Here is an 11432-nt window from a genome sequence, read left to right as displayed (position 1 = left end):
CATCCGCACCTCGTCAAAAAATGCAGGAATTACGCGTTAATATGCCTGCTTCCTGCAATTCCCTCAACCCCATTCAGAGCGCAAAGCCTTGCACCATAAGGCTTCGAGGATTGTTCAGGCTCGACTAAATAATAGCAGGAAGCAAACGCAAGCGAGTACCAAAAAAAGCAGCGCGGATGCCCGCCATTGCCGGACGTGCAAACGACAAAAAGCCCCGCCAGGAATCGAATCCTGAGTGGGGCTTTTTTCTTTTTGGTGCGCCGGTAACAAAAACGCCGTGGCCGTCCCGATGCATTCTCATATGTGGGTGCTTCGCCCCCAAACCCCCAGGGCACCGAGCCTAAGACCGTCTGGGCGCTTCGTTCCCGTTTCCTGCGTAGCAGGTACACGGAACAGTCTAGGCAAGGCTGGGCAGTCGTAGGCGTGGAGCGCAGCGACACGACTACCACAGCCCCAGACGGCTCTCTTTCCTTATCCTTAGTGCTCAGAGCGAGCGAAGCGAGCTTAAGCCGAAAGCATTACGCGCCGCAGTGTGCGAAGCACCAAGGCGCGTGCTGCTTTCAATTACGGGCAATGACACCCTTCCAGGAATCCGTCTGGGTATCGGATTGCTGGCTTATTAGGGTTTCACTTCGTGTAACCCCTTGGTTCCCTCGCGCCTGCGGCGCTTCGCGAACCAAAGCAGGGGTTGTCCGTAGGGATAGTTTCCCGTCTGGTTCCCAGATGGTTTCTCAGATTTCCAGTCACCGAAACAGAGAAGTACAACTTTCCAGACTTTTAGGAATAGCGTTCTATATAGAGCAATCTACGGAATTTTTAAATCCGGGAATCCGTCCGACCACCAGACGCCGAATCCAGATTGCCACGGCGTTTTTCCAGACCTTCCGCCACGGCGTTTAGGAATTGAAAAATCGTGCTCTTATAGAAGCGTCGGTTCTTTCTTTAAGTTACCAAGATTCCGTCAATTTTATTTTGCGGGCGATTCCAAAAATTCCTAAACGCCCCGTAAATAGATCGTACCGGAAATCTGGAAACTCAAAAATGAACCTGAACTATATATCTGTGCCGCCTGGCACTGGCAAGACCACCGCCGCACTGAACTACATCGCGGACCATGTGAAGCGCGGCATGAATGACGAAGACGTTGGATATATCTTCTACTGCGCGCCAACCGTTGACCTGCTGCGTCAGAGTTACGCCAACCTTCTGAAGCTGCTTCCCGGCCCAGACCGGCTTTTCATGGCGGTTAGCGGGGGCGTGTCTTCCCGCTCGGTAGCGGACAAGATTGATGGGATGCTTGCGGGTAGCGATCAATTCGCGCGCCCGTTCCTGCATGGAAGCGTGCTCTTCCTCACGCACGCGGCCTTCCTGGAATTGCGCGACAGCCCGAAGTTTGCTGATACGACAGTCTTCTTTGACGAATCGCGTAAATGGGTTGAACCGCCCACGCGCGTTGACCTCGCGCACGGCGGTAAGGAAGCGTTCGAAGACTTGTTTGAAACCGTGGCCGTGAGCGACTCGATCCGCCAAATGATTCCGCGGGACCTTACGAAACCTGCCCGCGTGCGTGTGAAAGAGCTTGAAGCGCTGCACAAGAAGGCGACTAAGGGACGCGTCAAATGCTATTGCGTCCAGGTCGGAACCAGTGCGCGGCCCCAGCTTGTGACCGTTTCGTTGCCGTCGAAGCCCTTCACCGGGTTCCGGGAAGTCTTCGTTATGTCCGCCGACTTCACCACGTCGCAAATGTATCACCTGTTCAAACATGAAGGATATGACCCGCTGAACCGGACGGCTTCCTTTATGGATGCGTGGTTGCCTGGTGGTTCGTCCGCCGCGAATGTCGCCATCGAGCGCCGTTACAGCGCATTGACGCTTGTTCCCCTGCTCGATACGAAATCGATGCCTTCGAAGTACCAGGCGCAATCTGGCGTAGCTGTCCCGGTTGATTGCCTGACGCAGTTCAAGGACCGCATGGAAGCGGCGCATATCGGCACGGCGCGCCTTCGTGACCTTGTGGCATTCAAGCGCGATCCTATCGCCTTCAATACGCTTATGAAGCCGTTGGAACAGAAGTTCCTGGAACAGATGGACGAAATGGGCTGCAACCTCGATCTGATCGGATGGCTGCTCAAAGCAACAGAAGACGTTGCGCAAACCTGGTGGAACTCGCTCGGCCTGCCGGAAAGCGGATTGCTGATCCTGAACGAAGACGCGAAGCGAGAAGAAAAGCTTGCAGGGTTCGATACGCTGGGTCTGGGTATGGTCGAAGGCCGAAACGACTTCCAGGAATGCACCGCCGTAGCGTTTCACGCCGCAGTCAATCCCGACCCTATCGTTTCCCGGATGCTGAATATCCTTCTGGAATCGTCCGGCTATGACAGTCATGAAGACTACTGCACCGACAAGGCGATTCAATCTATCGGACGCGGCATCATTCGAAATCGCGCTGTCGATACCCCGATGATTGCCATCGTCCCGACTGTCGGTCTGGCCGAACGGATCAAAGCGCGGATGCAAGATTACCCGGTCATCGATACGAAGCCGATGAAAGAGCTTGGTTCCTTCACCTATTGGGCTCACTCACGCGCCGTGTCTATCGAAAAGGCTGAAGACGGGCTTGACGCGAAGCATCGCTACCTTGCGAAGCCGATCAACAAGGAAATCCATATCGCCCAGGTTCGCAGAAGTCAGGCGCGATCCTCTCTCAAGAAGGCCATTACAGACGAAGCCCGCGCGAAGGCTCAGGCCGATATCGACAAATGGCAGGCAACCCTAGATGAATTGATCGCGCGACGTGACAACGTGTTGGACGAAGCCGCGTAGGGGTTCAGTAGACCGATAGCCTCTCAGGATCGAAGCCAAGACGGTCGCACAGACCGAAGAAACAGCATTCAATGGGCCGCTCGAATGCTTGTGTTATCCGGCCAGGATCAGGAAGCCAGAGACTCAACGCAGCTTCCATTGACCGCGTATAAGCCGGTATCGCAATCATTTCTTCGCTATCCCAGAATCGAGCCTGGATACCCGATTCTCTATTTGGTGTGCCACAGGACACGGGATCAAGGAATCCCACATGTGGCGCTATGTATGCATCAAGAATTTCGGAACCGTTGCCGTCATTGCGAAAAATTCCTTCGCCTATCATGGCCCCTTTAATTCTTCGGATTGTGTCGCGCTCACGCTTGCGCCAGTAGCGCTCAGAGCCTTTGTCCATTCATTTGCTTGATTATCGCGTGGACAATCGCGAAGGAACTGTTCAAAGAGTGGCGGATTTCCGCTCGGAAGTTCTTCGAGCGTCAGCGACGCGAACCCGGCTGGATCGTTGACTTCCTTCGAGCCTGTCGAAAGCTCTTCACGCATCTGTAAATGACGAAGCCCGCACAATGCGGGCTTTTGCATAACGCGGCTCTATTTCGAGCGATACCACCGCCATAGCTTCATGATCGCCATATAGAGCAATGCGGCAACGAACAGATTGACTATTAAGAGAAGTGGTACGAATAGGTCGTCGGGGTCGCTAATTCCAAGCTGATTTGCCGCGTTCAACCATGCAACCCTATCGCTTTCAGTCGGTGGGGGCGGGTGAACGTAGGCCAATGAGATGCGGAACAGCACGCAGAATAGAGCAACCTTGAAAAGCCTACGGGCAAGTGTTGCCATAGGTCACTACCTCAATTGTTCCATATGCATGAAGCCCTGAATTACGGAGGGGGATAGTTTCGGTACGTAGCAAGGCACTCCGAATAATCGAAAAATCGACATGGCTTGGCATAGTAATGCATCCGAGCGAAACACCTAACCCACCTGCCGGATGCAATCGGAAATTCCCCCTCTCTACACCATTTACCCACGTCACGTCATCAATCGCACCATCATCGCGATAGAGCCCGAACCATTCGCGATGGTCTACAGGTGTCCATATCGAGGATACAGCGACATCTTTTAATGTAGTCCACGCCTGCGATCTGAATCCGCCCTTGGGACGATCTACGATCCAATACTTGCCGACCGGAATCGGTCCGTTCTTTGGAACATCCGTACAGCCGCCGCGATTCATGTATTGCTTGTTTCCAGAATATGCTCTAAAGGTGCCGATCCCAATAATATCGAGCTTACACATTTCCTGGTTATCTACTACAAACTTGCCAGTAAGAGCCATTATTCAACTATTCCCGTTGGTGAAACGCCCACGGTAGCGGCAAGGACGGGCAGCGGGCAATCAGACGATTCTTAATCCGTGCTGTCGATCTGTGTGGGGTTAGAGGCTTTTCTGTGGCCCGCTACTTTTCAGAATTGTCCGATTGCCTTGTAGAAGCAGCAGGATACCAGGCCAGCATGGAAAAGTACGGAAAACAGAAAAACGCAATAGGAGCGATTCTATTTCACTTTTCGCCACTTTCTTAGACTTTTCAAGGTCTTAGAAATGAAAAAACGCGCTGTAGCTTCCTACAACGCGTTCTTTTTTCGGCTCATTTGCCCTCGGTAGGCATGAAACGACCGAACATTGGGACCCCGAAAATTGGTCATGTAATGGCTGACATAAAACCGCCATATTGTACCGTTGTGTCACCAATGCCGCACTTTATGACGGCGCCGTTACAACAACGGCGCCGGGTGCGCGTCACTCGCCGCCGTAGAAATTCTGCGCACCGGCAAAATTGTCGAATTTCGTGTATTGACCGTGGAACGTGAGCCGAACGGGACCGATCGGACCGTTACGCTGCTTGCCGATGATGATCTCCGCGGTGCCCTTGTCGGGGCTGTCGGGGTTGTACACCTCGTCGCGGTAAATGAACAGGATCACGTCCGCGTCCTGTTCGATAGCGCCCGATTCACGCAGGTCCGACATGATCGGCCGCTTGTTCGGGCGCTGTTCGAGACCGCGGTTCAGCTGCGACAAGGCGATCACGGGTACGTCGAGTTCTTTCGCGAGGCTCTTCAGCGAACGCGAGATTTCCGAGATTTCGGTCGCCCGGTTTTCGCCGGACGACGAGCCGCTCATCAACTGCAAATAGTCGATGATGATGAGGCCGAGCTTGCCGCACTGGCGCGAAAGCCGGCGCGCGCGCGAGCGCAGCTCCATCGGGTTCAGGCCGCCGGTTTCGTCGATGAAAATCTGCGCCTCGCTCATTTTCTGCACCGCGTGCGTGAGCTTCGGCCAATCCTCGTCGGTCAGACGCCCGGTTCGCATGCGGTGCTGGTCGAGTCGGCCAACCGAGCCGAGCATACGCATCGTGAGCTGCGTGCCCGGCATTTCCATCGAGAACACCGCGACCGGCAGCCCGTACTCCACGGCGACGTATTCGCCGATGTTCATCGAAAACGCCGTCTTACCCATCGACGGACGACCCGCGACGATGATCAATTCGCCGCCGTGCATGCCCGAAGTCATGCGGTCCAGATCGACGAAGCCGGTTGGCGTGCCGGTCACGTCGCTCGGATTGGCGGTGTGATAGAGCGTGTCGATCCGCTCGACCACTTCAGTCAGCAACGGCCCGATTTCGAGGAAGCCCTGCGTGCCGCGCGCGCCGTCTTCGGCGATCGAAAACACCTTCGATTCGGCTTCGTCCAGCAGTTGCCGGACTTCCTTGCCTTGCGGGTTGAACGCGTCGGCGGAGATTTCGTCAGCAACCGACACGAGCCGGCGCAGCACCGCGCGATCGCGCACGATTTCCGCATAGCGGCGAATATTGGCCGCGCTCGGTGTGTTCTGCGCGAGCGCGTTCAGATAGGCGAGACCGCCGACCTCCTCCGCCTTGCCCGAGGTGCCGAGCGCTTCGTACACGGTAATCACGTCGGCCGGACGCGTGGCCGCGATCAGCTTGCCGATATGTTCGAAGATGATGCGGTGGTCGTAGCGGTAGAAGTCGCTTTGCGCGAGGAAGTCGGCGATGCGGTCCCACGCCGCGTTATCGAGCAGCAGCCCGCCCAGCACCGATTGCTCGGCCTCGATCGAATGCGGCGGGACTTTCAGCGACTCGAGTTGGGGATCTTTCGACGGTGCGTTCATGGGGTGGAATTATCGGGCAATCCGCCGGTTGCGGCGAGCGGAAAAACAGACGGAACGGAAAGAGCCGGTATAAAAACCGGCATAAAAAAAGCAGGGGCCGGTCACCCGGCCCCTGCTTTTCGCCAGCAACGTCCTGGCTGATCCTACATGATGCTTAGACGTGCTCGCCGATCACGGCCACCGTCACATCGACGAGAACGTCGGTGTGCAGCGAAACCTGGACAGCGTGCTCGCCAACCATCTTCAGCGGGCCTTCCGGCAGACGCACTTGCGCCTTTTCCACTGCGAAGCCTTGCTTGGCCAGTGCTTCGGCCACGTCGGCGTTGGTCACCGAACCGAACAGACGGCCGTCGACACCAGCCTTCTGATTGATCTGAACCGTCGAGCCAGCCAGCTTCTCGCCTTGAGCCTGAGCGGCAGCCAGCTTTTCAGCGGCGATCTTTTCGAGTTCCGCTCGACGCACTTCGAATTCGGCCAGCGCTTCCTTCGTTGCACGACGGGCTTTCTTGTTCGGGATCAGGAAGTTACGTGCGTAACCGTCCTTGACCTTCACGATGTCGCCGAGGTTGCCCAGATTGACGACTTTTTCCAGAAGAATGATTTGCATTCGGATGCTCCTTATCGCGTCGTCGGGTTAGGCCTTGTGCTGGTCGGTGTACGGCATCAGCGCGAGGAAACGCGCGCGCTTGATAGCCGTGTCCAGCTGGCGTTGATAGTGAGCCTTGGTACCCGTGAGACGCGCCGGCGTGATCTTGCCGTTTTCGCCGATGAAGTCCTTCAGCGTTTCGATGTCTTTGTAGTCGATGTTTTCGACGCCAGCAGCCGTGAAACGGCAGAACTTCTTGCGCTTGAAGAGCGGGTTCTGTTGCTGACGACGCTTGTCGAATTTCTTACCAGTCGGGCGGGGCATGATTAGTCCTTTCCAATGTCCTGCAATGCTGTGATATGAAATACCAGAGTTCTTGCGTTGCGGTGCTTCTTGGCCAGAAAGCCGGTGAAGAGCGTTTCCACGCCCATCTGGCAGCTTTCGAGCTGACCGCTCGCTTCGCCCGCGGCCACCGCCTGCATGGTCAGTTCGACCTGGCGGGCAATGCCCGCTTCGACGACTTCCGTGCGGTGATGCAACGTGCAGCTGGCAATCGGAACGCCGGCGGGGGTATACCGCACCGGTTCGCGTTCGACGACGCTCGCCGTGAGTTGCAGCCGGTTCATGTACCTGGGTATGCCTTCGTGTACGTGAGCGACAGCGACGCTGGGGTCTGGTAGCTTAAATAGTGTGTCTTAAGCCTGCGCTTCGGTCGGCTGAGCGGCTGCCGACTTCTTGGCTTCTTCGCGCTGCACTTCCTTCATCATCGGCGACGGGCTGGTTTCAGCCTTCTTCATCTTGACGATAAGGTGACGCAGAACGGCGTCGTTGAACTTGAACGCGTGTTCCAGCTCGTCGAGCGTGGTCTGGTCGCATTCGATGTTCATGCAGACGTAGTGAGCCTTCGCGAGTTTCTCGATCATGTAGGCCAGTTGACGACGGCCCCAGTCTTCGACGCGGTGGACCTGACCACCGTGCGACGTGATCGTGCCCTTGTAACGCTCGATCATGGCGGGCACCTGCTCGCTTTGATCGGGATGCACGATAAAGACGATTTCGTAATGACGCATTACACACTCCTTGTGCTGACTTTTGGATTGAAGCCGCCCGGGCGTCGGAACCGGTGCGGCAAGTGAGAAGCCAAAGAGTATAACCAGAATGGGGCCGGGTTGCAAGATATTCCGCCGATTCGGCAAGCGAATCGGGAGTGTTTTCAAGAGCTTAGGAGGGTTGACCGAGAGGCGTGGGTGAAAAACATCGTGGCGGAGTGGCTCGGTGCGATGCCAGGCGCCACTGCGCAGACGGCGGGGCCGGCGGCCGGCGCGGTGAGAACCGAACGCTTGCCTCGGCAAAATTCGCCCGGGCGCGCCCTCTTTTGCCGGCTTCTGCGTCTCCCCGCCGTGGCCCCCCTAACCGGCCTCCGTGCTCTCGCTGCCGCTCTGCAAGCGCGCCTTCAGCGCGGCTTCGAGGCCGCTCAGCGCGTCGGGCGCGGCATCGGAGATCGCCCACCAGGTCATGCCTTGCGCGTCCCAGTGCGCGATCGAATAGCCGTCGTGGCCGAGCACCGCAGCCATCGCGCCGTCGGCCCCGCGCGCGGCGCCTTGCGGGAACACATACACGTCGATCACGTGCTTGCGATAGCGGTACACGAGCACCGCGACCCGCTGATGCGCGATGTAATCGAGGCGGCCGCCTTCGAGCGCAAAACCGCTCGCGGCGAGATCCTCGACCGGCGGCGAATAATCGAGCCGACCGTTGAACCACGGCTTGACCGTATGCCGGTCCGTCGAAATCACGTCGATGTCGCGGCCCGATACCTGTGCCCGGACATGGCTTTCCACGAGTTCGTCGATGAACGGCGAGAATTGGGCGTCGGCGGGACGGTGCAGATTCAGCGTGAGGATCGCCGCGGCCGCACACAACGCAATGGCGAGCGCGACGAGCCCGCCGCGCACGGCCACGCGGTTCACGCCGCCTGCAGTGGCGGGACGACCGAAGCCGCCCCAGCCGTCTGCGCTACCCGAACCGCCTGGGCCACTCCAACCTCCGGTATGGCCTCGACCACCTGAGCCGGCGGAACCGAGCAACCCATCGAGCCACGCGGACCACCACGCCACGCCCCGCCGACGTCGAGGTTCCTTCGCCGCATTGGGCGCATTGGGCGCATTAGCCGCCCCGTCAGCCGGCATGCCTTCACCCATCTGCGCCCCAGCCTCAACCCGATCCGCCACCCCGCGCCCCTCATCGAGCGCAGCCGGCAAGCCGGCGACAATCCGCGCCCGCAGCGACGATGGCGCCCGATGATACGGCGCCGCGCGCAACGCTCCCCGCAACGCGCGCAGGTTTTCACTCGCGCGCCGGCAATCGTCGCAGCTCTCGATATGCTGCTGGACCCGGCGCGCATCGGGCGCCGGCAATTCGTGATCGGCATTCGCATCGAGGAGCGGCCGTGCTTCGTTACAGTTCATCCGGCGTCTCCTGAGCTGGGTCCGCGGCCGTGCCGGGAATCTCGAGGGGCCGGCCGTCCACGAACGCCCGGAACTGTGCAACCGTCGCGCCGGCAGCCGACGCGCGCGGCGTGAACGATGTGGCGCGCTCCTCGCCGTCTCGTCCCGTGCGCGTGGACTGCGCATGCGGATCGTCTGGTATTGCGAACGGCGGCGCTCCCGCATCGGCAGTCAAACCGGCGGCTTTGCCCGGCTCGCCCCCCATGAGTTCAGAACACCGCGCGGGCTCGCGCGTGTCCGGCGCACTCCGCGTATCCTTGCGCACCGCGCCCCGCTCCCCCCTCAACATCTCGGCTAGCTTGCGCCGGCCGCGTGCGAGCCGCGACATCACCGTGCCGATCGGCACGTCGGCAACGAGCGCGATCTCGCGATACCCCATCTCCTCGAGTTCGCGCAGAATCAGCACCTCGCGATACTCGACCGGCAGACGCGCGAGCGCGTCATGCACCTGCCTCGTATCCTCGTCGCGGATCAGCAGGGTTTGCGGATCGTCGCCGCCCGCGCTCCAGCCGTCGAAAGTCGCGTCGTCCATTGTTTCGTCGAATTCGAGCATCTCGTGCGACGGCGCACGCCGCCGCCATTCCGTGTACCAGGTGCGGCGCACGATCGCGAGCAGCCACGGCCGTGCGGAATCGCCGCGAAACGTATCGAAAAAACGGAACGCGCGCATGAACGCTTCCTGCACGACGTCCTCGGCATCGTGGGCGTTGCCGCACAGCCAGCGCGCGAGGTTGTACGCGGCGTCGAGATGCGGTAGCGCCAACTGCTCGAAGCGACGGCTTCGCACGGTATGGGCATCGGTGTCGGCGCCGACATCGGCATCGGCATCGGCATCGGCTGCGCCGCGCGCGCGGGCGGAGTCTGGATCGGTCTGGACCACGTGGGCCCTCCAAGGGCATTGCGGCTGCGTAGGTCGTGCGATTGGGGTGCGACAGGGGCGCGCCGGGGTCGCGAACGGGCCTCGGCTGGAGCGCGCTCCGGTGCGACTGGCGCGCTTATCGCTGCGCGCCGAACCGCACGGCTCGCGCGGCGTCATGCGGCAAAGCCGTACGACCAGGCCACGCGACCAAACCACGCCCCGCCGCTCCCGCAACAGCCAAAGCCGCATGCGCTTCGCCGTGCCTCACGACGCCCCTTTCATCGCATAACCCGCCGCACGCCGAGTTTATTCCCGCCCCATGGCACAAATTCGCAAAAAGATCGGCGCGGCGCGCTGGCAGGCTAATAGAACGGCCGGTTCCAGTAGTCCTCGCTCGCGTACACGTCCTTCAGGTAGTCGATGAAATAGCGCACGCGTGCCGGCACGTAGCGCTGCTGCGGATAGACCGCGAGGATGTCGTAATCGGGCAGCGCGTACTCGTCGAGCACGGTTTCGAGTTCGCCGCGCGCGAGCTGCTGCTGGATTTCCCAGGTGGAGCGCCAGCCGAGCCCGAGCCCTTCCGAGACCCAGCGGTGCAGCAGTTCGCCGTCGTTGCAATCGAGCGTGCCGCCGACGCGCACCGTCGCGAGCTTGCCGTTGCGGCGGAAATACCAGCCGCGGTTCTGCCCGCCTTGCAGATTGAACGCGAGGCAGTTGTGGGCCGGCAGGTCTTCGAGCGTCTTCGGCTTGCCGTGACGGCGGAAATACTCGGGCGTGCCGCACACCACACGCCGGTTCGAGGCGAGCTTCACCGCGACGAAATTCGGATCGACCGTGCCACCGATGCGGATCGACAGGTCGTAGCCCTCGCGCACCAGATCGACGACCCGATCGGTCAGGTTGAACGACATCTGCAACTCGGGCTTGCCGGCGAGAAACGCCGGCGCGAGCGGCGCGACGTGCTTGCGGCCGAACGCGGCCGGCGCCGACACGATCAGATGGCCGTTCACCGCGCGGCGCCCCGCGCTCAGTTCGTTTTCGGCCTGATCCCATTCGCTGAGGAGGCCCCGGCAGCGTTCGAGAAACGCGGCGCCGTCCTCGCTGACCACGAGCCGCCGCGTCGTGCGGTACATCAGCTTCACGCCGAGGCGCTTTTCGAGCGCGTCGATGCGGCGACCGAGAATCACCGGCGACACGCCCTCTTCGAGCGCCGCCGCCGCGAGACTGCCCGCATCGGCGACGCGCACGAAGGTTTCGATCTGTTTGAAGCGGTCCATGCCTGTCTCCTACCCGTCTCCTACCCGTTTTCCACCTGTCTGCCGCCCGGTTGCTGCCGGCTGTCGCCGGCCCTCCGTCGGGCTTCACGCCATTCAATACTTTTTGTTTCGAAATAAGCGACCCGAACTGATCTTATCAAACCTTTAGGTCAGGCCTAAAGTGCATCTCAACAGACTTTGGTTTGCCCATTTC

11 protein-coding genes are annotated in these 11432 nt (G+C 59.7%); 1 reads left to right on the top strand and 10 read right to left on the bottom strand.

All coding sequences use genetic code 11. From position 1 onward, the window contains the following. Window positions 1-1041: 1041 nt before the first annotated feature. Window positions 1042-2823 (top strand): DEAD/DEAH box helicase family protein, encoded by a 1782-nt coding sequence (locus tag G3N58_RS15500; protein WP_167284888.1) that lies wholly within the window; start codon window positions 1042-1044, stop codon window positions 2821-2823. 4 nt (window positions 2824-2827) lie between these two features. Here G3N58_RS15500 and G3N58_RS15495 read toward each other — a convergent pair whose 3' ends face one another. The 10 genes from G3N58_RS15495 to G3N58_RS15450 all read right to left on the bottom strand — a co-directional run bounded on the left by G3N58_RS15495 (window position 2828) and on the right by G3N58_RS15450 (window position 11239). Beyond that, window positions 2828-3214, bottom strand: coding sequence for a hypothetical protein (locus G3N58_RS15495; RefSeq protein ID WP_205999564.1), 387 nt, complete (start codon window positions 3212-3214; stop codon window positions 2828-2830). A 426-nt stretch (window positions 3215-3640) separates the two neighbouring features. After that, entirely contained in the window at window positions 3641-4159 is a 519-nt protein-coding gene (locus tag G3N58_RS15490) for a DUF2778 domain-containing protein (RefSeq protein ID WP_167285186.1), read from the bottom strand. A 462-nt stretch (window positions 4160-4621) separates the two neighbouring features. Continuing rightward, a complete protein-coding gene (locus G3N58_RS15485) occupies window positions 4622-6010 on the bottom strand; it encodes a replicative DNA helicase (protein ID WP_167038539.1) in 1389 nt (462 codons plus the stop codon). Window positions 6011-6164: 154 nt separating this feature from the next. Next, window positions 6165-6617 carry a 50S ribosomal protein L9 gene (gene rplI, locus G3N58_RS15480; RefSeq protein ID WP_167038541.1) on the bottom strand — a complete coding sequence of 151 codons (453 nt, stop codon included), beginning with the start codon at window positions 6615-6617 and terminating at the stop codon, window positions 6165-6167. A gap of 27 nt (window positions 6618-6644) precedes the next feature. After that, complete coding sequence (gene rpsR / locus G3N58_RS15475; protein WP_167038543.1) at window positions 6645-6920, bottom strand: 30S ribosomal protein S18; 276 nt, start codon at window positions 6918-6920, stop codon at window positions 6645-6647. A 2-nt stretch (window positions 6921-6922) separates the two neighbouring features. Beyond that, window positions 6923-7222, bottom strand: coding sequence for a primosomal replication protein N (gene priB / locus G3N58_RS15470; protein ID WP_167038545.1), 300 nt, complete (start codon window positions 7220-7222; stop codon window positions 6923-6925). Window positions 7223-7291: 69 nt separating this feature from the next. Beyond that, entirely contained in the window at window positions 7292-7666 is a 375-nt protein-coding gene (gene rpsF / locus G3N58_RS15465; protein ID WP_167038547.1) for a 30S ribosomal protein S6, read from the bottom strand. A gap of 339 nt (window positions 7667-8005) precedes the next feature. After that, entirely contained in the window at window positions 8006-9064 is a 1059-nt protein-coding gene (locus G3N58_RS15460; RefSeq protein WP_205989975.1) for a zf-HC2 domain-containing protein, read from the bottom strand. After that, window positions 9054-9983, bottom strand: coding sequence for an RNA polymerase sigma factor (locus G3N58_RS15455; RefSeq protein ID WP_205999563.1), 930 nt, complete (start codon window positions 9981-9983; stop codon window positions 9054-9056). The genes G3N58_RS15460 and G3N58_RS15455 overlap by 11 nt, the downstream gene beginning before the upstream one ends. Before the next feature lie 341 nt (window positions 9984-10324). Beyond that, window positions 10325-11239, bottom strand: coding sequence for a substrate binding domain-containing protein (locus G3N58_RS15450; RefSeq protein ID WP_205999562.1), 915 nt, complete (start codon window positions 11237-11239; stop codon window positions 10325-10327). Window positions 11240-11432: the final 193 nt, after the last annotated feature.

This window comes from Paraburkholderia sp. Ac-20342 (assembly GCF_017104985.1).
Lineage (GTDB): Bacteria > Pseudomonadota > Gammaproteobacteria > Burkholderiales > Burkholderiaceae > Paraburkholderia.
Note: the sequence above shows the minus strand (reverse complement) of the source record. Positions and strands in the feature narration are given on the sequence as shown.

What these genes read in the sequence shown, in the direction of transcription:
- G3N58_RS15500 (WP_167284888.1), top strand. Translation starts at nt 1,042, where the DNA reads ATGAACCTGAACTATATATCTGTGCCGCCTGGCACTGGCAAGACCACC.
- G3N58_RS15495 (WP_205999564.1), bottom strand. Translation starts at nt 3,214, where the DNA reads ATGGACAAAGGCTCTGAGCGCTACTGGCGCAAGCGTGAGCGCGACACA.
- G3N58_RS15490 (WP_167285186.1), bottom strand. Translation starts at nt 4,159, where the DNA reads ATGGCTCTTACTGGCAAGTTTGTAGTAGATAACCAGGAAATGTGTAAG.
- G3N58_RS15485 (WP_167038539.1), bottom strand. Translation starts at nt 6,010, where the DNA reads ATGAACGCACCGTCGAAAGATCCCCAACTCGAGTCGCTGAAAGTCCCG.
- rplI (WP_167038541.1), bottom strand. Translation starts at nt 6,617, where the DNA reads ATGCAAATCATTCTTCTGGAAAAAGTCGTCAATCTGGGCAACCTCGGC.
- rpsR (WP_167038543.1), bottom strand. Translation starts at nt 6,920, where the DNA reads ATGCCCCGCCCGACTGGTAAGAAATTCGACAAGCGTCGTCAGCAACAG.
- priB (WP_167038545.1), bottom strand. Translation starts at nt 7,222, where the DNA reads ATGAACCGGCTGCAACTCACGGCGAGCGTCGTCGAACGCGAACCGGTG.
- rpsF (WP_167038547.1), bottom strand. Translation starts at nt 7,666, where the DNA reads ATGCGTCATTACGAAATCGTCTTTATCGTGCATCCCGATCAAAGCGAG.
- G3N58_RS15460 (WP_205989975.1), bottom strand. Translation starts at nt 9,064, where the DNA reads ATGAACTGTAACGAAGCACGGCCGCTCCTCGATGCGAATGCCGATCAC.
- G3N58_RS15450 (WP_205999562.1), bottom strand. Translation starts at nt 11,239, where the DNA reads ATGGACCGCTTCAAACAGATCGAAACCTTCGTGCGCGTCGCCGATGCG.